Here is a 22,907-nt window from a genome sequence, read left to right as displayed (position 1 = left end):
CCACCGGGCAGGCAATGCTAGGAAGCCAGCCGTTCGGCCACTATAATGTGCGGTTCTTCGAATCACCCTTTGAGGGCGCATGACCAAGAAGCTTTATATCGAAACCCACGGTTGCCAGATGAACGAGTACGACAGCTCGCGCATGGTCGACCTGCTGGGCGAACATCAAGCCCTGGAAGTCACCCCACGGGCAGAAGACGCCGATATCATCCTGCTCAACACCTGTTCGATCCGCGAAAGAGCCCAGGACAAGGTGTTTTCCCAGCTTGGCCGCTGGCGCGAGCTGAAACTGGCCAACCCGGATCTGGTGATCGGCGTCGGTGGCTGCGTGGCCAGCCAGGAAGGTGCGGCGATCCGCGACCGCGCGCCCTATGTCGACGTCGTCTTCGGCCCGCAGACCCTGCACCGCCTGCCGGAAATGATCGCCGCCGTGCGCAGCACCAAGCTGCCGCAGGTGGATATTTCCTTCCCCGAGATCGAAAAATTCGACCGCCTGCCCGAACCACGGGTCGACGGCCCCAGCGCCTATGTCTCGGTGATGGAAGGCTGCAGCAAGTACTGCACCTTCTGCGTGGTGCCCTATACCCGCGGCGAGGAAGTCAGCCGACCACTGGCCGGCGTCCTCGCCGAAGTGCTGCACCTGGCCGAAAACGGCGTGCGCGAAGTCACCCTGCTCGGGCAGAACGTCAACGGCTACCGCGGCGAAACCCAGGAGGGTCAGCTCGCCGATTTTGCCGAATTGCTCTACGCCGTGGCCGCCATCGACGGCATCGACCGCATTCGCTACACCACCAGCCACCCGCTGGAATTCTCCGATGCGCTGATCCAGGCCCATGCCGAGATCCCCGAACTGGTGAAATATCTGCATCTGCCGGTGCAGTCGGGCTCCGATCGCATTCTCGCGGCCATGAAGCGCAACCACACCGCCCTCGAGTACAAATCACGCATCCGCAAACTGCGCGCCGCAGTGCCGGACATCCTGATCAGCACAGACTTCATCATCGGCTTCCCCGGCGAAACCGAGAAAGATTTCGAGCAGACCATGAAGCTGATCGAGGAGATCGGCTTCGACTTCGGCTATTCCTTCATTTACAGCTCGCGCCCCGGCACCCCGGCGGCGGACCTGGTCGACGACACTCCGGAAGAGCTGAAAAAGCAGCGCCTGGCGATCCTGCAACAACGCATCAGCCAACAAGGTGCCGAAAACAGCCGGCGCATGGTCGGCACAGTGCAGCGCATCCTGGTCAGCGATTACTCGAAAAAGGACCCCGGCATGCTCCAGGGCCGTACCGAGAGCAACCGGGTGGTCAACTTCCGCACCGACAACCCGCGCCTGATCGGTCAGTTCGTCGACGTGCATATCGACGACGCGCGGCCTAACTCGTTGCGCGGCAGCCTGCTTGGTGAGTGAGCGGACTCGGATCATGAAGCAATGCCATGGACCCGCACGCCATGCGCAGCATTGGCCTCGGGCCTATGGCGCGCACGGCGCACCCTACCCAGACCGACCGCAGACGATGCTAAAGTTGCAGCAGTCCGCGCTTTCCCGCGCGCACGCCTAGCGGTATTCTTCGCCTCACTACCCCAGCCGACTGGCGGCCATCAAACGACCTTGAACACATCCATAGAACCACATCGCTTTATCCTCGAACCCTTTGAAGCTCGCCGCTTTGCCAGTCTCTGCGGGCAATTCGACGAGCATCTGCGCCTGATCGAACAGCGCATGGCCATCGAGATCCGCAACCGAGGCAACCAGTTCGAGCTGATCGGCACACCGGAGCAAACCACCTCCGCCGAACAATTGCTGCGCCGCCTCTACCGCGAAACCAAAAGCACGGAGCTGTCACCGGGCATGGTGCACCTGTTCCTGCAGGAATCCGGCATCGAGGATCTGGCCAACCCCAACGCCGAGCCCAGCATCGCCCTGCGTACACGCAAAGGCATGGTGCGGCCGCGCGGGGCCAACCAGCAGCGCTACGTCAAAGCCATTCTCGAGCACGACATCAACTTTGGCGTCGGCCCGGCCGGCACCGGCAAGACCTACCTGGCGGTGGCCTGCGCCGTGGATGCCCTGGAACGCGAGCAGATTCGCCGCATCCTGCTGGTACGCCCAGCGGTGGAAGCCGGCGAGAAGCTCGGCTTTCTGCCTGGCGACCTGTCGCAGAAGATCGACCCCTATCTGCGCCCGCTATACGACGCACTCTACGAGATGCTCGGTTTCGAGCAGGTGGCCAAGCTGATCGAGAAACAGGTGATCGAAGTCGCCCCGCTGGCCTATATGCGCGGCCGCACGCTGAGCAACAGCTTCATCATCCTCGACGAGAGCCAGAACACCACCCTGGAACAGATGAAGATGTTCCTCACCCGCATCGGCTTCGGCTCCACCGCCATCATTACCGGCGACATCACCCAGGTCGACCTGCCGCGCGGCACCAAGAGCGGCCTGATCCACGTCATAGACGTGCTGCACGACGTCCCCGGCATCAGCTTCACTCACTTCAAGTCCAAGGACGTGGTACGCCACCCTCTGGTGCAACGCATCGTCGAGGCCTACGAGCGTTACGACAACCGCATGCACGGCAAGCTGGCAGACGAGGACGACGGCAATGCTTGAGCTGGACCTGCAGGTCGCCAGCAAAGCTGCCGACCTGCCGAGTGAGGCGCAATTTCGCGCCTGGTGCGAAGCCGCCCTGCGCCAGCGTAGTGCCGACTCCGAACTGACCATCCGCCTGGTCGATGAGTCCGAAGGCCGCGAGCTCAATCACACCTACCGCCAACGCGACTACGCCACCAATGTGCTGTCGTTCCCCGCCGATGTGCCCGACGAAATGCTCGACATTCCCCTGCTCGGCGATCTGGTGATCTGCGTGCCGGTGGTCGGGCGCGAGGCGCTGGAGCAGGCAAAGACCCTGGAAGCGCATTGGGCCCACATGGTGATCCACGGCTGCCTGCATCTACTCGGTTACGACCATATCGAGGATGAAGAGGCCGAGGAAATGGAAGCCCTGGAACGAGAATTGCTGGCTGATCTGGGTCATCCCGACCCTTACGCCGACCACGAATAACCAACCCGACACAAGGATTTGAGTACAACCCCATGAGCGAAGACCGATCGAGCAACGAGCAGAAGTCCTGGTTGAATAAACTGACCCAGGCTTTTGCTCATGAGCCGAAAAATCGCCAGGAACTGCTGGAAGTTCTGCGCGAAGCACACCAGAACAAGCTGCTCGACAGCGAAGCGCTGGCCATAGTCGAAGGCGCCATCCAGGTGGCCGACCTGCAAGTTCGCGACATCATGGTCCCGCGCTCGCAAATGATCAGCATCAAAGCCAACCAGACGCCCAAGGAATTCCTGCCCTCGATCATCGAAGCCGCTCACTCGCGTTATCCGGTAGTGAGCGAGAGTCTCGACGATGTGATCGGCATCCTGCTGGCCAAGGATCTGTTGCCACTGGTGCTGCTGAATGAGCAGCCGAACTTCAATATCAAGGATGTGCTGCGCCCGGCGACCTTCGTCCCCGAATCCAAGCGGCTCAACGTGCTGCTGCGCGAGTTCCGCGCCAACCACAACCACATGGCCGTGGTGATCGACGAATACGGCGGCGTGGCCGGCCTGGTGACCATCGAAGACGTACTCGAGCAGATCGTCGGCGACATCGAGGACGAGCACGATGTCGAGGAAGACAGTTACGTCAAACCACTGCCCAGCGGCGATTTCCTGGTCAAGGCGTTGACCCCGATCGACAGCTTCAACGAATCCTTCGACACCCAGTTCTCCGACGATGAGTTCGATACTGTCGGCGGCCTGGTGATGAGCGCCTTCGGCCACCTGCCCAAGCGCAACGAAGTGACCGAAATCGGCGAATTCCGCTTCCGCGTACTCAACGCCGACAGCCGCCGCATTCACCTGCTACGCCTGACCCCACTGGTGCGCTGAAGCGCTTGCAATGCTTTGGTCGGATGGGCCACTGAAAAATGTAATGCGCAACGACTAGGCGCGCAGGCCTAGCCGTTGCGCATTCGAGGCCGCATGACTCGGTTCGCGGCGTAGCAACGCTGCTTAGCCGAGCGTAGTAGTTTTTCAGTGGCCGGTTAGGCGTGCAACGACGTAACTCATCAATACCCCCAACAAACCTTCCCCCCTTCCGCATTCCGCTCTACCCTTGCGCCCCCCCCAATCCAAGGACCTGCATTCAATGCACTGGATAACTCGCTCCGGCTGGCCGGGCAACCTGATCGCCCTGGCGGCCGGCGCTATAACTACGCTGGCGCTTGCGCCTTTCGACCTGTGGCCGCTGGCACTACTCTCGATTGCTCTGTTTTATCTCGGCCTGCGCGACCTGAACCCGCGCCAGGCGGCATGGCGCGGCTGGTACTACGGCTTCGGCCTGTTCGCCGCCGGCACCAGTTGGGTCTACGTCAGCATCCACGACTACGGCGCCGCCTCGCCGGCCCTGGCCGCCTTCCTCACCCTCGGCTTTGTCGCCGGCCTGGGCCTACTGCTGGCCCTGACCGCCTGGCTGTGGGCGCGCTGGCTACGCCGCAGCGAAGCACCACTGGCCGACGCCCTGGCCTTTGCGGCCCTGTGGCTGGCCCAGGAAGTCTTCCGCAGCTGGTTCCTCACCGGTTTTCCCTGGCTCTACGCCGGCTACAGCCAACTCGACGGCCCATTGGCCGGGCTCGCACCCGTCGGCGGAGTATGGCTGCTGTCCTTCGTCCTGGCCTTGAGCGCGGCGCTGCTGGTCAACCTGGCGCAACTGCGCGCGCGCAAGGTCTTTCTCGCCACCGGCGTGGTGCTGCTGGCCGCCCCCTGGATCGCCGGCCTCGCCCTCAAGGGCCACGCCTGGACCAGTCCGGCCGGCGAGCCGCTGAAGGTTGCGGCCATGCAAGGCAATATCGAGCAGAACCTGAAATGGGATCCGGCCCAACTCAACGCGCAACTGGCGCTGTACCGCGAGCTGAGCCTCAGCGCCCAACCGACTGACCTGATCATCTGGCCGGAAACCGCGGTGCCGGTGCTCAAGGAGCAGGCGGCCGGCTACCTCAGCGTCATGGGTCGCTTCGCCAGCGAGCGCGAGGCCGCACTGATCACCGGTGTACCCATTCGCCAGGCCAACGAGCGGGGTGAGCCGCGCTACTACAACGCGGTCAGCGTGGTAGGCCAGGGCGCAGGTGACTACCTCAAGCAGAAACTGGTGCCCTTCGGCGAATACGTTCCCCTGCAGGAGGTGCTGCGCGGGCTGATCGCCTTCTTCAACCTGCCGATGTCGGACTTTGCCCGCGGCTCGGCCGACCAGCCGCTGCTACAGGCCAAGGGCTACAAGATCGCCACCTTCATCTGCTACGAAGTGGTCTACCCGGAGTTTGCCGCCGGGCTCGCCGCACAGAGCGAACTGTTGCTGACGGTGAGCAATGACGCCTGGTTCGGCAGCTCGATCGGCCCGCTGCAGCACTTGCAGATGGCCCAGATGCGCGCCCTCGAAGCCGGACGCTGGATGATCCGTGCGACCAACAACGGCATGACCGTGCTGATTGACCCCTTCGGCCGGATCACCGAGCAACTGCCGCAGTTCGAACAAGGCGTGCTCTACGGGGAGGTGGTGCCCATGCAACAGCTGACGCCTTATCTGTATTGGCGCGGCTGGCCACTGCTGATCCTCTGCACCCTGCTGTTTGCCTGGGCACTACTGGCCGGGCGCATGGCCAAGACGCTGTAGCTGCGGGGGATTAGCGCTGCCTGGCTGCGCGGCCAGCGCAGGCAGGCTGCGCATTCGGCGGCCTGCTTTGGTAACCCGGATTGCCTTGGCCGATGGGAACTGGGTAGGTTGGGTGACGCCTTTTGCATCTACCCGCGCGATTGGTGGATGGGTAAAGCCTGTCGCAGGCCTTGCCCATGAACACAGGATCTACGGGCAGCAACTTACGGCTGGCCGTAGACCAGGGGATAGAGCAACAAGCCCAGCGCCTCGTTGAGCAACAGACTGCTCTGCCACAGCGCCTTGCTTTCCGGTAGCCAGCCGCCCGCCGGACGGCCGTTGGCTACGCCGAGAAAGCCAACCGGCGCACTCAACACCTGAAACCCCGCCTGCTCGAAACACCAGCGCGCCCTGGGCATATGCCAGGCCTGAGTGACCAGCAGCACACGCCTGACCCCGTCCTGGTGCAGCAACTCGGCGCTGTGGGTCGCGTTTTCCCAAGTCGTGCGGCTCGCCTCTTCCTGCCAGCGCACCGGCACGCCGTAATCACGCGCCAGCACCTCAGTCATCAGGGCGGCCTCGCTGGGCGGCTGACCATGATGCAGGCCGCCACTGATCGCCAGCGGCACGCCCGAGGCCTTGGCCAGACGTGCGGCATAGCGCAAGCGTTCCAGCGCCAGCGAACTCGGTTGATCGCCACCCCAGGCCGGATCACCCTGTTCGCGCCCAGCGCCGAGCACGACAATCGCATCCACCTGCTGCGCCAGATCGACCCAGTGCGCCTCGGCCAGCGCCGGCTCACGCTCCAGCAGACGCGCCGACCACTGCACCGCGACAGGCAGGCTCAGCAACCACAACCCCCCGACCGCCAGGCCGAAACAGGCGGTGGCCACACGCGGAAAACGCTTGCGTAACCACCAGGCGACAAGCAACGCGAGCAGCAATACGCCCGGCGGCAGCAACAGTTGTTTGAATATGTAGCGAATAGCCATCGGACACCTCTCGGGTGCCCAGCAGCCTAACGTTGATCGCTCGCCCGGAACAGCTGCGAACCACACGAAGTGCAGGCGTGCACCCTCTGTCCTGGTCGCCAGCTGGCAACCACACCGCATAGCGCGCAACACAACTGTACCCGGCGCTTGACCAGCGGCTTGATCTTGCCGAGTGGCTTACCCGCCGCTCTCAGCGTGGCACGGTTGGCCTTGGCTGCGCGCGCGGGCCAATGTTCGATCACCGCCAACTCCTCGGCCGCGGCATGCCAGCCACGCAACCAATTCAGGTCATGATCCATATAGGCACGAATCAACTCCAACTCCGCCGCGGTCAGGTCGCGCAACTCCAACTCATCCGGCGCCTTGGCAGACAGGCGAGCCATATTGTCGGCTTCATCCAGCGCCACGGAAAGGCGCTGCAACAACCGCTCATATAGCCCCCCCGACCCCGACGCCTCTGCTCGTCGCAACTCACCCATCCAATCACCTCATGCCGGACTCAATCGTCCGGCTCATACATCAAGCTTAGCGGCAGGCTTTGAACCGGCCCAGCGCCGCGACAAACGGCGAGGCGTCGGCCTTGGACCGGCCTTGCAGTGCAATCAGGGTTTCCCTCAGTTGCGGGGGGTCATGTATGCTACGGCGTTTCCAGAAAGTCCCTTTCCTTAGCGCCAGTAGCCATGCACGAACAGTATCAGCCACGCGAAATCGAAGCCGCCGCGCAATCCCACTGGGACTCGCAAAAATCCTTTGTAGTGAGCGAACAGCCAGGCAAGGAAACCTTCTATTGCCTGTCGATGTTCCCCTACCCCAGTGGCAAGTTGCACATGGGCCATGTGCGCAACTACACCATTGGTGACGTGATTGCCCGCTACCAGCGCATGCTCGGCAAGAACGTGCTGCAGCCGATGGGCTGGGACGCTTTCGGCATGCCGGCGGAAAACGCCGCGATGAAGAACAAGGTCGCGCCCGCCAAGTGGACCTACGAGAACATCGAGTACATGAAGACCCAGCTGAAAAGCCTGGGCCTGGCCGTCGACTGGTCGCGCGAAGTGACCACCTGCAAGCCGGACTACTACCGCTGGGAACAATGGCTGTTCACCCGCCTGTTCGAGAAAGGCGTGATCTACCGCAAAAACGGCACGGTCAACTGGGATCCGGTGGATCAGACCGTACTGGCCAACGAGCAAGTCATCGACGGTCGCGGCTGGCGCTCCGGCGCGGTGATCGAAAAACGCGAAATTCCCATGTACTACTTCAAGATTACCGCCTACGCGGAAGAGCTCTTGAGCAGCCTGGACGATCTGGATGGCTGGCCGGAACAGGTCAAGACCATGCAGCGCAACTGGATCGGCAAATCGCGCGGCATGGAAGTCAGCTTCCCCTATGACCTCGCCAGCATCGGCGAGAGCGGTGCGCTGAAAGTCTTCACCACCCGCCCCGACACCCTGATGGGCGCCACCTACGTGGCAGTCGCCGCCGAGCACCACCTGGCGACGCTTGCCGCGCAGAACAACGCCGAACTGCAAGCCTTTATCCACGCATGCAAAAGCGGCAGCGTCGCCGAAGCCGACGTGGCCACCCAGGAAAAGAAAGGCCTGCCCACCGGGCTGTTCGTCGAGCACCCGCTGACCGGTGAAAAGCTGCCGGTATGGGTCGCCAACTACGTGCTGATCCATTACGGCGACGGCGCGGTGATGGCCGTACCGGCTCACGACGAGCGCGATTTCGAGTTCGCCCACAAGTACGACCTGCCGATCAAACCGGTGATCCGCACCAGCGCCGGCGATGAAACTCCGGCGCCCTGGCAGGACGCCTATGGCGAGCACGGCAGCCTGATCAACTCCGGCGACTTCGACGACCTGGATTTCCCGGGGGCCTTCGACGCCATCGAAGTCGCCCTGCAGAAGAAGAATCTCGGTCAATCGCGCACCCAGTTCCGCCTGCGCGACTGGGGTGTCAGCCGCCAACGCTACTGGGGCTGCCCGATCCCGATCATTCATTGCGACAGCTGCGGCGACGTGCCGGTGCCGGAAGACCAGTTGCCGGTGGTGCTGCCCGAGGACGTGGTACCGGACGGCGCCGGCTCGCCGCTGGCGCGCATGGCCGAGTTCTACGCGTGCAGCTGCCCGAAATGCGGCGCACCGGCCAAGCGTGAAACCGACACCATGGACACCTTCGTCGAATCGTCCTGGTACTTCGCCCGCTACACCTCGCCGCAGTACAGCAAAGGCATGGTCGACCCGGCCGCCGCCGACCACTGGCTGCCGGTGGACCAGTACATCGGCGGTATCGAACACGCTATTTTGCACCTGCTCTACGCGCGCTTCTTCCACAAGCTGATGCGCGACGAAGGCCTGCTCAACTCCGACGAGCCGTTCAAAAATTTGCTGACCCAGGGCATGGTGATCGCCGACACCTATTACCGCACCCTGGAGAATGGCGGTAAAGACTGGTTCAACCCGGCCGACGTGGAAATCGAGCGCGACGCCAAGGGCAAGGTCATTGCCGCCAAGCTGAAGAGCGACGGCCTGGCCGTGGAAATCGGCGGCACCGAGAAGATGGCCAAGTCGAAGAACAACGGCGTCGACCCACAGGCGATGATCGATGCCTACGGTGCCGACACCTGCCGGCTGTTCATGATGTTCGCCTCGCCGCCAGACATGAGCCTGGAGTGGTCCGACTCCGGCGTCGAGGGCGGCAGCCGTTTCCTCCGTCGCGTCTGGCGCCTGACTCAGGCCCACGTCAGCGCCGGCCTGCCGGGGACGCTCGACAAAACCGCCCTGAGCGATACCCATAAAGAAACCCGCCGCGCCATCCATCTGGCGATCAGGCAAGCCAGCCAGGATATTGGCCAGCATCACAAATTCAACACTGCCATCGCCCAGGTGATGACCCTGATGAACGTGCTGGAAAAGGCCGCCCAAGAGACCGCCCAGGATCGCGCCCTGCTCCAGGAAGGCCTGGAAAGCGTGGCCCTGCTGCTGGCCCCGATCACTCCGCATATCAGCCATCAACTGTGGCTGGAACTCGGCCACCCGGGCGCGATCATCGACGCCCAGTGGCCGGAGGTGGATGAGTCGGCGCTGGTGCAGGACAGCCTGCAGCTGGTGATCCAGGTAAACGGCAAGTTGCGCGGCCATATCGACATGCCTGCTTCGGCCACCCGCGAGGAAGTCGAAGCGGCGGCGCGGGCCAACGAAAATGTATTGCGCTTCACCGAAGGCTTGAGCATCCGCAAAGTGATTGTGGTGCCGGGCAAGCTGGTCAACATAGTCGCCAACTAAATAGTCGCCAACCGACAAAGCTCGACACGGCCGCAAAGCGGTGCGTCGAGAGGTTCGCCAAGGGGATAGCAAAGATGATGAAACGGAATCTGTTGGTAATCGGCCTCGCTGCACTGCTCAGCGCCTGCGGCTTCCAGCTGCGCGGTACCGGTGACGTCGAGTTCGCCCTCAAGGAACTCGACGTCAGCGCGCGCAACGCCTATGGCGATACCGTCAAGCAGGTGCGTGAGGTACTGCAAGACAACGGCGTGCGCGTCCACTCCGGCGCCGCCTATCACCTGGTACTGAGCAACGAGCAGGAAAACCAGCGCACCGCCAGCTACACCAGCTCTGCACGGACGGCCGAATACGAACTGACCATGACCCTCGATTACGAGCTTCGTGGCGCACAGAACCTGCTGCTGACCAGCAACCAGCTCGAGGCGCAGAACTTCTATGCGCAGGACGGCAACAACCTGGTCGGTTCCGATCAGGAAGCGGTGCAACTGCGCAGCGAAATGCGCCGCGAGCTGGTGCAGCAACTGGTCCAGCGCCTGCAACAGGTTACCCCGGCCCAGCTCGACCAACTGCAGCAGACCGCCGAAGCCAAGGCCAAAGTCGAAGCCGACGCCCTGGAAACCGTGCGCCAGCGTGAAGCCGCACAACCGCAGCAGTCGCCCGTGCAACTGCCGACACCAAGCCAGTAGACCTGTCGGGGTCGCAGCCGCGGCCCCGCCTGTTAGCGCCTGATGAAACTCAACCCCGCACAACTCGGCAAACACCTCCAGGGCAACCTGGCGGCGGTGTATGTGGTCAGTGGCGACGAACCGCTGCTGTGCCAGGAAGCCTGCGACACCATCCGCGCCGCCACCCGTGAGCAGGCGTTCAGCGAACGCCAGGTATTCAACGCCGACGCCAGTTTCGTCTGGGGCAACCTGCTCCAGGCCAGCGCCAGTCTCTCGCTGTTCGCCGACAAACGCCTGCTGGAACTGCGCCTGCCTTCCGGCAAGCCCGGCGACAAAGGCGCGGCCGCCTTGCTCGAATACCTGTCGCGCCCGCCGGAAGACACCGTGCTGCTGATCAGCCTGCCAAAACTCGATGGCAGCGCACAGAAAACCAAGTGGGCCAAGGCGCTGATCGACGGACAGCACTGTCAGTTCGTCCAGATCTGGCCGGTGGATGCCCACCAGTTGCCGCAATGGATTCGCCAACGCCTGGCCCAGGCCGGTCTCAGCGCCAGCCAGGAAGCGGTCGAGATGATCGCCGTGCGGGTGGAAGGCAACCTGCTGGCCGCCGCCCAGGAAATCGAGAAACTCAAGCTGCTCGCCGAAGGCGGCCAGATCGAGGTCAGCACGGTGCATGCGGCGGTCGCCGACAGCGCCCGCTTCGATGTATTCGGCCTGATCGATGCGGCGCTCAACGGCGAAGCCGCGCATGCCTTGCGCATCCTCGAAGGCTTGCGCGGCGAAGGCGTCGAACCGCCGGTGATTCTCTGGGCGCTGGCTCGCGAAATCCGCCTGCTCGCCACCATCGCCCAGCAATACGGCCAGGGTATGCCACTGGACAAGGCCTTCAGCTCGGCGCGTCCACCGGTCTGGGACAAGCGCCGGCCATTGGTCAGCAAAGCCCTGCAACGTCTTTCTGCCGCACGCTGGGCCTCGCTTCTGCTGGACGCCCAGCGCATCGACGCGCAGATCAAGGGTCAAGCCGCGGGCGACCCCTGGAGCGGCTTGCGCATGCTAGCCCTGAGCCTGTGCGGGCAACGCCTGAGCCTGCCCAGCGACCCCGGCCTGTAACCCCCGCCCGCCGATTGCCGCCAGGAGAATGAACCCAGCAACGGGCATCTCATCCCTCCCCGCGCACAGCCTCATGCCTCACGCGCCCTCCTCGCCCCTGCTGCTAGTGGCCTGATCACTGAGTCCGTTTACCTTTGGACTCAAGCGTGCCTATGTAGTTAGCCCACCGTGCAGGCCACTAGCTGGACATCTTTTAACCAGCGGATCATCATTCACCCACCCGCACGTCGCGGGCCGCCACCGAGGATCCAGCATGGCCAAAAACCGCAAACAGCGCCCGAACAAGGCCAAATCCCTGATCACCCAGCCGCTGTTCCGCTGTCGTCAGGAAAAACCCGGCAAAGGCAAAGGCAGTTACCGCCGCGAAGCCTCCCAGCAAAACTGGGAGGCTTCGGTCCTTCTGGCAGCCTGAAGCCCCACTGCAGCACGCCTGAAGGCTCAACCGTGCTAAGGTAGCGGCCTGCAAAAACGCCTTGAGACCACCATGCCCAACCTGCTATTTCGCGGCCTGAGCCACTTGACCTCGGTCTGCTTCCTTCTGCTCATGACGGCCTGCGCCGAAGCGCCCGCGCAATCGCTGGTGACTGCTGCCGACAGCCCGAGTAGCCCCCCGAACAACCAGCCTGTAGCTGTCAGTGAAAAGCTCAGTTTCGCCGACTGGCGAACTCTGTTGCGCAGCGACGCGATTGCCGCCGGGATCGACCCAGCGCTGTTCGATCGCGCCTTCGCCGGCGTCAGCCCCAACCCCGACGTATTGCTCGCCGACAGCAGCCAACCGGAGTTTACCCGTCCGGTATGGGAATACCTGGATGGTGCGGTCTCCTCCCAGCGAGTCGCCCGCGGCCAAAGCCTGTTGCTGCAACATGGTAATACCCTCGAACGCGTCGAGAATCGCTATGGTGTGGATCGCGAAACCTTAGTGGCGATCTGGGGCCTGGAGAGTAACTTCGGCAGCAATATCGGCAATCACAACGTGATCCGCTCGCTTGCCACCCTGGCCTACGAAGGCCGCCGCCAAGTATTCTGGCGCAGCCAACTGCTCGCCGTGCTGCAGATCCTCCAGCATGGCGACATTACCCCGGAACGCCTGGTCGGCTCCTGGGCCGGCGCCATGGGCCAGACCCAGTTCATGCCCACCACCTACAACGAACATGCCGTGGATTTCGACGGCGATGGCCGCCGCGACCTCTGGAGTTCCTCGGCTGACGCCCTGGCCTCGGCAGCCCACTACCTACAGAACTCGGGCTGGCAGAAAGGCCAACCCTGGGGGTTCGAGGTGCGCCTGCCGCAGGCCTTCGACTACAGCCTGGCCGATCCGGAAGTACGCCGCAGCCTGGCCGAGTGGACAGCACTGGGCGTCGAAGCGCTCAATCCGCCAGCCCAGCACCTGGCAACCGAAACCATGGCGACCCTGCTGCTGCCGGCCGGGCATCGCGGTCCTGCCTTCCTGTTGCTGAGCAATTTTCGCAGCATCCTCAAGTACAACAACTCGACCTCCTACGCCCTGGCTATTGGCCTGCTGTCTGACGGCCTGCGCGGTGGCGATGGCGATGGCGTCCGTGCCGCCTGGCCCCGTGGGGAGCGGCAACTGGGTCGCAGCGAGCGCATCGAGTTGCAGCAATTGCTTTTGCGCAACGGCCTGGAACCGGGTCCCGCCGATGGCATCATTGGCGCCAACACACGCAAAGCCGTGCGTGCCTTTCAACTGAAACTGGGCTGGCCAGCCGACGGCTATCCGACCCAGGAGCTGCTGGTGCGGCTGCGTACGCCGCTCTGAGACAGGATGGCCGGGCTATTCAGCCATACTCAGCCCCGAGCCGCCCATCTCTATGGGCACATCCTGTAGTTTCGCCAGCCCATCTTTGATGTGCAGAACCGCCTCCTGATAATGCACATGGACCTCTGGCGTGTATGCCAGTTGCGGGGCCAGCGCTGCATACACATCGACCAGCCCCATTTCCGGATGCTCGGTGAACAGGTGGCCGCCGCAGTTCTTGCACCACTTGCGGCTACTGCGCGGCGTCTTGTTGTAGCTGCCGATACTGTCCGCGCCGCGAATCACGGTCAGCGCCTCGGGCTGCCACAGGGTGAATGCATTGACCGGGGCGGCCGACCACTGCCTACATGACTGGCAGTGGCAATAGCCCATTGCCACCGGCTCGCCGCTGACGCTGAACTGGACCGCGCCGCAAAAGCACTGACCCTGATAGGTTGGTTCGCTGCTCATGTTCTGCCTCCTGTCGATTGCCAAGTATTGCCGAGCGCCCATCGCCCAGATAGTGCCGACTCGAACTAGTCGATATAGCGCACGGGCTGCGCCGGCGTGCGTCTTACCTGCAATTCGAAGATATCCGGGCGCGCGTAGTGACCACTGACGTCGAGGGTGCGCCGCGCCGGCGCCACCCGCGTGCTGTCGATATCCGCATAGAGGATGCCGGCCTCGCGGTGCAGCGGTCCGGCGACGGTCCGGCCCTGCGGGTCGATCACCACGGAGTCGCCGTCATTGATCCACTCGCCTGGCTCAGGAAACAACTGCGCCCGTCCGGGGAAGTCGTCGGGGATGTCCTCGCCGCGCAGCACGGTGCCGCTACCCAGTACCCAGCAGCGGCCTTCCAGGGCGATGTGCCGCAGGGTCGCCAGCCAGCCCTCGCCGCAGTCGTAGGTGGGCGCGACGTAGATCTCCACGCCCTCGGCATACAGGGCGTAGCGCGCCAGCGGCATGTAGCTTTCCCAACAGATCAGCGTACCGAGCCGGCCAACCGGGGTGTCGACCGTGCGCAGCCCGCCGGCATCGCCCAGACCGTGGACCATGCGCTCGGGGTTGGTCGGTATCAGCTTGCGATGGCGGTTGAGCAAGCTACCGTCGGCACCGATCAGCACCACGCTGTTGTAGAGCGTGCCGCCACCCCGGCTGCGCTCGCATTCATTGAGACCGCAGACGATGGTCAGCCGATGGGCGCGGGCGGCCTCACAGAGTGGCTCGAGGTCACCGCGGGCAATGTCCACGGCATTGGCCTGCAGTCGCTCGTGAAGCTGGCCCATCAGCGCCCCGTCCCTACCTGCGGCCAGCCGCCAGATCCACGACGGGTAACCGGGAATGAACAATTCGGGCAAGACCGCCAGCTCGGCGCCTGCCGCCGCGGCCTCGCTCAGCGACTGCACGGCCAGCGCGAGTGTGGCCTGGCGATCGAGCAATACCGGCGGGCGCTGGATAATCGCAATCATGGTCATCACCGTTCTCCTCGTTGTGGTGAACCTACGAAGGTCAGCCTGCGCCTGGCGTAATGGTCGAACTAGTCCAGAATCTGAAGTGTTGTCACTCGGAGGTAGGACGATGGAAGACAGCTACGGTCAGTTCTGCACCGTCGCGCGTGGCGCCGAGGCGCTGTGCAATCGCTGGACGCCTCTGGTGGTGCGCGAACTGTTGTGCGGCAGCAAGCGTTTCAACGACCTGCACCGCGGCGTGCCGCGGATGTCCACCAGCCTGCTGAGCCAGCGCCTGCGTCACCTGGAAGAAATCGGCGTGGTCCAGCGCAGCGCCGTCGGCAAGGTCTGGGAATACAGCCTGACCGAGGCCGGCGAAGACTTGCGGCCCATCATCATGGCGCTCGGCCATTGGGGCGCGCGCTGGATCGGTAGTCGCCTGCACGACAATGAGCTAGACGCGGGCCTGCTGATGTGGGATGTGCGCCGCTTTGTGCGCATCGCCGAATTCCCGCCGCGGCCGGTGGTAATCCATTTCAGCTTCCGCGACGCGCGGCCCGGCGAGCGGCAATGGTGGTTGCTGGTCGAGCAGGGCATGGCCGATCTGTGCCGCGACGACCCCGGACGCGAGCCGACGCTGGTGGTAGACGCGACCGTACGCGCACTGACCGAAGTCTGGAGCGGCGAGCGCAGCCCGCAAGAGGTGCTGCAAGCGCGCGAGCTGCAGGTGCTCGGCGCGCCTGGGGATGCGCAGAACCTCTGGTGCTGGCTTGGCACCAGCGCCTTCGCCACAACCCGCAGCAACGCCCGCCACGCACCGCGGCCGCAGAACGCTGGCAACGCTTCCTCGTAGGGTGCGCGCGGCGCCCCCTACCCTGGCCAATCGCAGCGACAGCACACTCACGCCCCAGAAATAACAAAGCCTCCTGACGGGGCCTGCTGTGCGGACATCCTGGCCAGTTGGTCTTGACCTCATGGGCCCGCTGGTCGGCATGGTAGGTGGAACGCACCAACGGGCCTGGACCGCACGGCGCTCGACGGACTGCACGGTCAGCTTCTGTGGTAAGCTGCGCGGCGGCCACAAGCCGCCTCGTCCACGGAGCCTCTAGCGGAGCCCAGATTGCCGATGTCCGATACCTCCCCGCCCAAAACCGTTTCCAGCGGCGAAAAATTTCGCACCACTCAAGGCACCACCGCGATCAAGGACGGGCAGAAGCGCCGCGCCTCAAGCGAACCCCAGGTATTTGAACCCAAGCCCAAGTGGCTGCGGATCAAGGCGCCCGGCGGCAGCCGTTTCGAAGCGGTCAAGCGCAATGTCAGCGAACACCGTCTGAGCACCGTGTGCCAGGAATCCCACTGCCCGAACATGGGCGAATGCTGGTCAAACGGCACCGCCACTATCATGCTGATGGGCTCGGTGTGCACCCGCGCCTGCCGCTTCTGCGCGGTGGATACCGGCAACCCCAACGGCTGGCTGGATCTGGAAGAACCGCAGAACACTGCCAAGTCGGTGGAGTTGATGGCGCTGCGCTATATCGTGCTGACCTCAGTGGATCGCGATGACCTGGACGATGGCGGTGCCGCGCACTACGCCGCCTGCGTGCGCGCGATCAAGGAGCGCACCCCACAAGTGGTGGTGGAAGCCCTGACTCCGGACTTCGACGGCGACCTGCTGGCCATCGAGCGCGTGGCGGACTCCGGCCTGGAGGTCTTCGCGCAGAACATCGAGACGGTCAAGCGCCTGACCTATGAAGTGCGCGACCCCCGCGCCGGTTATGAGAAGACCCTGCGCGTGCTGGAGCACGCCAAGCGCCACCGCCCGAGCATGCTGACCAAGACCAGCCTGATGCTGGGCCTGGGCGAGACCGACGAGGAAATTCTCGAGACCATGGATGACCTGCGCGCCATCGGCGTCGACATCCTCACCCTTGGCCAATACCTGCAACCCACGCGCAACCACTTGAAGGTCAAGCGCTGGGTCAGCCCGGAAGAATTCAATCGTTTCCGCGACATCGGCCTGCAGAAGGGTTTTATGGAAGTGGCCGCCGGCCCGCTGGTGCGCTCCAGCTACCGCGCCGACCGGGTGTTCGAGAAGAACAACCTGGGCCTGGCCGCCCCTGTTCCGGTGCCGGGCCAGCAGGTCAATAGCACCCTGATTCCGACGCTCAACCTGAACTGATAGGGCCGCGCAACGCCTACCCCCTGCGCGTTGCTTCGCCGCCTGTCGAACTTATGGCTTGCGCAGTAGGACAGCCCTAAGTCCGACAGGTGACGAGGGGCAGGCGCCTTGTTTATCCGCCATGGACAGTGCATAGCGGATGGATAAAGCGCTCCACCCTCCCCGCCATTTATCAGTCCATTGCGCCCGTCAGGGTCTTCTGCTCAGGGTAGTCGAGGTGCTTGGCCAGCTGTTCTCGCAGCCGGGCACTTACCTCGGAGAATTCTATCGGCCCAGCGACCAGATCGGCCAACTGGGTCATGGCCATGCCGGCATAGCCGCAGGGATTGATCCGCCGGAACGGCGCCAGATCCATGTCCACATTCAGCGCCAGGCCATGGAAAGAGCGGCCATTGCGGATGCGCAGGCCGAGCGAGGCGATCTTCGCCCCATCCACGTAAACCCCAGGCGCATCGGGCTTGGCACTAGCGCTCACCCCATAGCTGGCCAGGGTGGCGACCAGGCTGCGCTCGATGCGGCTGACCAGCTCACGTACGCCAAGACCCGAGCGACGCAGGTCCAGCAGCAGGTAGGCCACCAGTTGACCGGGACCGTGATACGTCACCTGGCCGCCGCGATCGACCTGTACCACCGGGATGTCGCCGGCAAACAAGACATGCTCAGCCTTGCCAGCCTGGCCCTGGGTAAATACCGGAGGATGCTGCAACAACCAGATTTCGTCGGCGGTGTCCGCGCCACGTTCATTGGTGAAGCGCTGCATGGCCTGCCAGGTCGGCTCGTAGTCGACCAAGCCGAGCTCGCGAAAGCCCAGGCTCATCACAACACCATGTGCACGCGGCCAGTGGCACGCAGATCGAGATGAAGCGCTTGCAACTGCTCCACCCCGGTGGCGGTGATCAGCACCTGCACCGTAAGGAAACGGCCATTGCGGCTGTCACGCACCACCAGCGAGGTCGAATCGAAATCCGGCGCGTGGCGCTGGATCACTTCGACCACCAGTTCGGTGAAGCCTTCGCCAGCATCGCCGATCACCTTGATCGGATAGCGCGCGCAGGGGAACTCGATTTTTGGGGCTTGAACGTCAGTATCAGTCATGGCATCAGCAGGCTTGTGGCCTGTCCAGAACAGGACGCCCCGGGTACAGGCGTACGGGGCAGAATCAGAGGCGGTGGAAATATCGAGCGCCGTAGCGAGAGCGTCTCCTGGTGTTCACAGCAGGCGCGTTACGCGAAAAACGGAGGCGTTTAGTGAGCTAAATGACCCCGTTTTTTGCGTAACGCAACGCCAGCAGCAGACACCAGGGGGCGGTCGCAGTAGGCGAGCGTTATTTCACAACCTCTCAGTTGAACAACCCGAAGAAGAACAGACGAATGCTATCCCACAGACGACGGAATAGGCCACCTTCCTCGACAGTTTCCAGGGCTACCAGATCGACGCTGTGCACGACCTCATCGCCCAGTTTGACTTCGACCTTGCCGATCACGTCACCTTGTTGGATAGGTGCGATCAGCTGTGGGTTGAGGGTCATGCCGGCTTGCAACTTGTCCAATTGGCCTTTCGCCATGGTCAGGGTCAGGTCACCGGCCAGGCCAGCCTTGAGCTGACGAGTGGCACCTTTCCAGACCTGGGCCTGGGCCAATTCAACACCTTTCTGATAAAAGGTCCGGGTCTCGAAGAAGCGGAAACCGTAGGTCAGCAGCTTCTGGGTTTCGGCGGCGCGGGCTTGCTCGCTATTGGTGCCAAACACCACGGAGATCAAGCGCATGCCATCACGCACGGCAGAAGACACCAGGCAATAACCGGCTTCATCGGTGTGCCCGGTTTTCAAGCCGTCGACGGTCTTGTCGCGCCACAGCAGCAGGTTGCGGTTGGGCTGCTTGATGCCGTTCCAGAGAAATTCCTTCTGCGCGTAGATGGCATAGTGCTGCGGATCTTCGAAGATGATAGCGCGCGCCAACTTGGCCATATCTTTGGCCGAAGAATAGTGGTCAGGGTCCGGCCAGCCGGTGGCGTTGCGAAATTGGCTGTTGCTCATACCCAGACGCTGGGCATTGCTGTTCATCATGTCGGCGAAGGCTTCTTCACTACCGGCGATATGCTCGGCAATCGCCACGCTGGCGTCGTTACCGGACTGGATGATGATGCCATGCAGCAGGTCGTCGACCGAGACTTCCTTGCCGACCTCGATAAACATCTTCGAGCCGCCCATGCGCCAGGCTTTCTCGCTGATACGCACCATGTCGGTCTGCTTGATCTGACCGCGGTTGATGTCCAGGGTCGCCAGGTAGGCGGTCATCAACTTGGTCAGGCTGGCAGGTGGCAGGCGCTCATCGGCATTCTCCTCGATGAGGATGTTGCCGCTGGCGGCATCCATCAGCACATAGGACTTGGCAGCCAACTGTGGCGGCGCTGGAATCGCCATCTGGCTGGCCCAGGCGGCCGGTGCGCTGAGCAGCAGGAGTGACAAGGAAACGCGTTGGGCAAAGCTGGTGATATTCATCCGTCTCTCTAGATTGCTAATGGTCGAACAGGCCCAAACGGGCAAATCAGGTAGTGCTTGCAGCCGCAGCGTACGGCGCTTGGTGCCGCGTATTAAGTCCGGAGCTAAGTGCCATCTCAATCCGCCTTGACCAGCCTTGGCTCACCGAGGTTGGCCAAGCGCACACTGAGCTGCAATTGCTCAGCCTCGCCCCGGCTGCTCACCGGCCCCAGGCGCACGCGATGGAGAAGCTGCTGGTTGCGCACCACTGAGCTGATGAACACCGGCGCAGCCACCGTATCGCTCAACTTGTCCTTGAGCAACTCCGCAGCGTCCGGATTGGCGAAGGCTCCCACCTGGAGATACAGGCCAGAGGCTGCGACTGAAGCGTTTTTTTTTGCGTCTATCTGTACCGGCAGTACGGCCGCGGCATGCTGTTCTACGGGCGGCGAGTACTGCGCAAGCGGCGCTGCAACCGGCTGGGCGACGGTCTTGACCTGAGCCGCTGATTGCGCAGCCAGCACCAGTGGCACCGGGCGCCCCTGCTGGGCCCACCACTCGTGGGGATCGATGCCCTCGACCTTGACCCGTGCGGTACCGTTTTCGGCATAACCGAGCTTTTTCGCGGCGGCAAACGACAGATCGATGATCCGATCCGAATAGAACGGGCCGCGGTCGTTGACTCGCACTATCGCACTCTTGCCATTGTCCAGATTGGTCACCCGCACGTAGCTCGGCAACGGCAAGGTCTTGTGCGCGGCAGTCATGCCGTATAGATCGTAGGTTTCGCCGTTGGCGGTGGCCTGACCATGGAACTTGGTGCCGTACCAGGACGCCGGGCCTATCGCGTGATAGCGGCGCGCGTCAGGAATCGGGTAGTACTGCTTGCCAAACACCACATAGGGGCTGGCCTTGAATGAGCCATAGTGCGGCATGGGCACGGCGTCCGGGATCAGCGAGATGTCGACGTCCCACCAAGGCGCGCCGTCCTTGTGCGGGCGGCTGAAGTCACCAGGACCGGTAATAGTCGCGCCCGACTTGGCCGGTGCCACCGGTTGCGGCGCACGAGTGGACGCGCAACTGGCCAGTAATAGCGCGAGAGCAGAGTAGGCGGCCAATCTGAACGGCAAGCCCGACATTAGTTGGCCCCTCGTGCATCTACCAGCAATTCGGCCAACTGATTGACCGCCATGGCGTACATCACGCTGCGGTTATAGCGGGTAATCACAAAGAAGTTCGGCAACCCCAGCCAATACTCATCGCCCTGGGCACCTTCGAGGCGGAAGGCGGTGACCGGCATTTCGCCGTCCAGCGTATCGCTGCTCGACCAACCGAGGCGACGTAACTCGTCGACGTTCATCTGCGGGTCGAGGCCGACGCTCAGGCCCTGCTCGACCTGTTCGCCAACGACCGTGGCGACGCTGACCACTGGCTCGCCAGGCAGCCAGCCGTGGCGCTTGAAGTAGCTGGCCACGCTGCCGATGGCATCCACCGGATTGGTCCAGATATTGATATGACCATCGCCGTCGAAGTCCACCGCATAAGCGCGGAAACTGCTCGGCATGAATTGCGGCAAGCCCATGGCTCCGGCATAGGAACCTTTGAGGGTCAGCGGATCGACCTGCTCCTCACGCGAGAGCATGAGGAATTCACGCAACTCCTTGCGGAAGAAGGGCGCGCGCGCGGGATAATCGAAGGCCAGGGTCGAGAGCGCATCCATCACCCGGTAGCTGCCGGTGTTGCCACCGTAGAAGGTTTCCACGCCGATGATCGCCACTATCACTTGCGCCGGCACGCCGTATTCGGCCTCGGCGCGCGCCAGGGTCGCTTCGTGCTGACGCCAGAAATCCACGCCGCGGGCGATCCGCGAGTCGGTGATAAAGATCGGCCGGTAGTCCTTCCAGGGTTTGACCTTCTCCGCCGGACGCGAGATAGCGTCGAGAATCGTCTGTTTGCGCTGCACTGCGGCGAACAGACGGCCTAGTTGCTCCGAGGCAAAACCATAATCGCGGTTCATCTCGGCGATGAACTCACTGACCTGCGGCGAATCCTGATAATCGGCGGCGAGCGCCGGCTGAACCACACCCATGGCGGCAGCCAGACCGAGCCAATGTGTTTGCCGTGCAGCCCAGCCACGCAATATGTGCATTGAATTTATTACCCCAATTTAAGCCTGTGCAATCCACTTACGGTGCGTGTGGATCGACATCAAAATGCCAAACCCTGCCAGCAGGGTAATCAGCGAAGTACCGCCATAGCTGATGAACGGCAACGGCACCCCCACCACTGGCAGCAGACCGCTGACCATACCGATATTGACGAAAACATAAACGAAGAACGTCATGGTCAGCGCGCCCGCCAGAAGCTTACCGAACAGCGTCTGCGCTTGCACGGTAATCACCAAACCGCGTGCGATCAACAGCAGGTAAACCAGCAGTAACAAACAAACGCCGACCAGGCCAAATTCCTCGGCGAGCACGGCGATGATGAAATCGGTGTGGCTTTCCGGCAAGAAGTCCAGATGTGACTGGGTGCCGAGCAGCCAGCCCTTGCCGAAGACCCCGCCCGAGCCGATCGCCGCCTTCGACTGGATGATGTTCCAGCCGCTGCCCAGCGGATCGCTCTCGGGATTGAGGAAGGTTAGCACGCGCTGTTTCTGGTACTCACGCAGGACAAAGAACCACATACCCACCGTAACCGGGATCAACGCCCCCAGCGCACCGATGACCCAGCGCCACTGCAGCCCGGCGATGAACAGGACGAAAACCCCCGAAACGATCACCAGCATCGAGGTACCCAGATCCGGCTGCAGCAGGATCAGCACGAACGGCACCAGAATCAGGGCCAGACTGGTCGCGATGTGCTTCAAACTCGGCGGCAAGCTGCGCTTGGCCAGGTACCAGGCGATGGTCGCCGGCATGATGATCTTCATGAACTCCGAGGGCTGGAAGCGAATCACCCCGGGAATATTGATCCAGCGGGTGGCGCCCATCGCGTTGTGACCCATCACATCCACCACCACCAGCAGGCCGACACCCGCCACATACGCCAGGGGCACCCAGCGCGCCATGAAGCGCGGCTCGAGCTGGGCGATGATGAACATGCCCACCAGGCCGATGCCAAAGGAGCTGGCCTGCTTGATCAACAGGTCGACATTCTTGCCGCTGGCCGAATACAAAATGAACAGGCTGCCGACCGCCAGGATCAGCAACAGCAGCAGCAAAATGCCGTCGATATGCACGCGCTGCAGCAGGCTGGCGCGACGGCGCAGTACATCTTCGCTGGACAGCACTCG

Annotated in this window: 22 protein-coding genes; 12 read left to right on the top strand and 10 right to left on the bottom strand. The window is 62.9% G+C overall.

Going from position 1 to position 22,907, the window contains the following annotated elements:
- Window positions 1-79: 79 nt before the first annotated feature.
- From miaB to lnt, 5 genes are all read left to right on the top strand, one after another.
- Window positions 80-1,411, top strand: a complete 1,332-nt coding sequence (gene miaB / locus VCJ09_RS03185; protein WP_324733092.1) for a tRNA (N6-isopentenyl adenosine(37)-C2)-methylthiotransferase MiaB — start codon at window positions 80-82, stop codon at window positions 1,409-1,411.
- 201 nt (window positions 1,412-1,612) lie between these two features.
- A complete protein-coding gene (locus VCJ09_RS03180) occupies window positions 1,613-2,614 on the top strand; it encodes a PhoH family protein (RefSeq protein WP_324733091.1) in 1,002 nt (333 codons plus the stop codon).
- Window positions 2,607-3,065: an rRNA maturation RNase YbeY gene (gene ybeY / locus VCJ09_RS03175; protein WP_324733090.1), complete on the top strand. Its 459-nt coding sequence runs from the start codon at window positions 2,607-2,609 to the stop codon at window positions 3,063-3,065. Before VCJ09_RS03180 ends, ybeY begins: the two co-directional genes overlap by 8 nt.
- Before the next feature lie 32 nt (window positions 3,066-3,097).
- Window positions 3,098-3,937, top strand: a complete 840-nt coding sequence (locus VCJ09_RS03170; RefSeq protein WP_324733089.1) for an HlyC/CorC family transporter — start codon at window positions 3,098-3,100, stop codon at window positions 3,935-3,937.
- Between the two features lie 259 nt (window positions 3,938-4,196).
- Window positions 4,197-5,717 carry an apolipoprotein N-acyltransferase gene (lnt, locus tag VCJ09_RS03165; RefSeq protein WP_324733088.1) on the top strand — a complete coding sequence of 507 codons (1,521 nt, stop codon included), beginning with the start codon at window positions 4,197-4,199 and terminating at the stop codon, window positions 5,715-5,717.
- Between the two features lie 203 nt (window positions 5,718-5,920).
- On the opposite strand, the gene VCJ09_RS03160 is transcribed toward lnt, so the two are convergent.
- Window positions 5,921-6,688, bottom strand: a complete 768-nt coding sequence (locus tag VCJ09_RS03160) for a YdcF family protein (protein ID WP_324733087.1) — start codon at window positions 6,686-6,688, stop codon at window positions 5,921-5,923.
- Between the two features lie 26 nt (window positions 6,689-6,714).
- Window positions 6,715-7,167 carry a hypothetical protein gene (locus tag VCJ09_RS03155; protein ID WP_324733086.1) on the bottom strand — a complete coding sequence of 151 codons (453 nt, stop codon included), beginning with the start codon at window positions 7,165-7,167 and terminating at the stop codon, window positions 6,715-6,717.
- Window positions 7,168-7,368: 201 nt separating this feature from the next.
- Between VCJ09_RS03155 and leuS the strand changes: the two genes are divergently transcribed.
- The 5 genes from leuS (at window position 7,369) to VCJ09_RS03130 (ending at window position 13,527) form a co-directional block, all read left to right on the top strand.
- Window positions 7,369-9,975: a leucine--tRNA ligase gene (gene leuS / locus VCJ09_RS03150; protein WP_324733085.1), complete on the top strand. Its 2,607-nt coding sequence runs from the start codon at window positions 7,369-7,371 to the stop codon at window positions 9,973-9,975.
- Between the two features lie 74 nt (window positions 9,976-10,049).
- Window positions 10,050-10,661: an LPS-assembly lipoprotein LptE gene (locus VCJ09_RS03145; RefSeq protein WP_324733084.1), complete on the top strand. Its 612-nt coding sequence runs from the start codon at window positions 10,050-10,052 to the stop codon at window positions 10,659-10,661.
- Window positions 10,662-10,703: 42 nt separating this feature from the next.
- Window positions 10,704-11,750 carry a DNA polymerase III subunit delta gene (gene holA, locus VCJ09_RS03140; RefSeq protein WP_079204645.1) on the top strand — a complete coding sequence of 349 codons (1,047 nt, stop codon included), beginning with the start codon at window positions 10,704-10,706 and terminating at the stop codon, window positions 11,748-11,750.
- A gap of 253 nt (window positions 11,751-12,003) precedes the next feature.
- The gene (arfA, locus tag VCJ09_RS03135; protein WP_324733083.1) at window positions 12,004-12,162 is read left to right on the top strand and encodes an alternative ribosome rescue factor ArfA; all 159 of its coding nucleotides are present in this window, start codon (window positions 12,004-12,006) and stop codon (window positions 12,160-12,162) included.
- 72 nt (window positions 12,163-12,234) lie between these two features.
- Window positions 12,235-13,527 (top strand): lytic murein transglycosylase, encoded by a 1,293-nt coding sequence (locus tag VCJ09_RS03130; protein ID WP_324733082.1) that lies wholly within the window; start codon window positions 12,235-12,237, stop codon window positions 13,525-13,527.
- 15 nt (window positions 13,528-13,542) lie between these two features.
- Here the strand turns inward: VCJ09_RS03130 and VCJ09_RS03125 are convergent, their stop codons facing one another.
- Window positions 13,543-13,977: a GFA family protein gene (locus VCJ09_RS03125; protein ID WP_324733081.1), complete on the bottom strand. Its 435-nt coding sequence runs from the start codon at window positions 13,975-13,977 to the stop codon at window positions 13,543-13,545.
- A 65-nt stretch (window positions 13,978-14,042) separates the two neighbouring features.
- Window positions 14,043-14,981 (bottom strand): carbon-nitrogen hydrolase family protein, encoded by a 939-nt coding sequence (locus tag VCJ09_RS03120; protein ID WP_324733080.1) that lies wholly within the window; start codon window positions 14,979-14,981, stop codon window positions 14,043-14,045.
- A 103-nt stretch (window positions 14,982-15,084) separates the two neighbouring features.
- Here VCJ09_RS03120 and VCJ09_RS03115 point away from each other — a divergent pair, with 103 nt between their 5' ends.
- Both VCJ09_RS03115 and lipA read left to right on the top strand, forming a co-directional pair.
- Complete coding sequence (locus tag VCJ09_RS03115) at window positions 15,085-15,807, top strand: winged helix-turn-helix transcriptional regulator (RefSeq protein ID WP_324733079.1); 723 nt, start codon at window positions 15,085-15,087, stop codon at window positions 15,805-15,807.
- A gap of 273 nt (window positions 15,808-16,080) precedes the next feature.
- Window positions 16,081-17,133, top strand: a complete 1,053-nt coding sequence (gene lipA / locus VCJ09_RS03110) for a lipoyl synthase (protein WP_079204639.1) — start codon at window positions 16,081-16,083, stop codon at window positions 17,131-17,133.
- A 172-nt stretch (window positions 17,134-17,305) separates the two neighbouring features.
- Here lipA and lipB read toward each other — a convergent pair whose 3' ends face one another.
- From lipB to rodA, 6 genes are all read right to left on the bottom strand, one after another.
- Window positions 17,306-17,950 (bottom strand): lipoyl(octanoyl) transferase LipB, encoded by a 645-nt coding sequence (gene lipB / locus VCJ09_RS03105; protein ID WP_324733078.1) that lies wholly within the window; start codon window positions 17,948-17,950, stop codon window positions 17,306-17,308.
- Window positions 17,950-18,228: a DUF493 domain-containing protein gene (locus VCJ09_RS03100; RefSeq protein ID WP_079204637.1), complete on the bottom strand. Its 279-nt coding sequence runs from the start codon at window positions 18,226-18,228 to the stop codon at window positions 17,950-17,952. Before VCJ09_RS03100 ends, lipB begins: the two co-directional genes overlap by 1 nt.
- A gap of 244 nt (window positions 18,229-18,472) precedes the next feature.
- A complete protein-coding gene (locus VCJ09_RS03095) occupies window positions 18,473-19,633 on the bottom strand; it encodes a D-alanyl-D-alanine carboxypeptidase family protein (RefSeq protein WP_324733077.1) in 1,161 nt (386 codons plus the stop codon).
- Between the two features lie 116 nt (window positions 19,634-19,749).
- Window positions 19,750-20,751 (bottom strand): septal ring lytic transglycosylase RlpA family protein, encoded by a 1,002-nt coding sequence (locus VCJ09_RS03090; protein ID WP_324733076.1) that lies wholly within the window; start codon window positions 20,749-20,751, stop codon window positions 19,750-19,752.
- Window positions 20,751-21,761 carry a lytic murein transglycosylase B gene (gene mltB, locus VCJ09_RS03085; protein ID WP_324733075.1) on the bottom strand — a complete coding sequence of 337 codons (1,011 nt, stop codon included), beginning with the start codon at window positions 21,759-21,761 and terminating at the stop codon, window positions 20,751-20,753. The genes VCJ09_RS03090 and mltB overlap by 1 nt, the downstream gene beginning before the upstream one ends.
- Window positions 21,762-21,779: 18 nt before the next feature.
- Entirely contained in the window at window positions 21,780-22,883 is a 1,104-nt protein-coding gene (gene rodA, locus VCJ09_RS03080; RefSeq protein WP_324734583.1) for a rod shape-determining protein RodA, read from the bottom strand.
- Window positions 22,884-22,907 lie beyond the last annotated feature (24 nt).

The sequence above is a fragment of the Pseudomonas paeninsulae genome (assembly GCF_035621475.1).
Taxonomy (GTDB): Bacteria; Pseudomonadota; Gammaproteobacteria; order Pseudomonadales; family Pseudomonadaceae; genus Aquipseudomonas; species Aquipseudomonas paeninsulae.
Note: the sequence above shows the minus strand (reverse complement) of the source record. Positions and strands in the feature narration are given on the sequence as shown.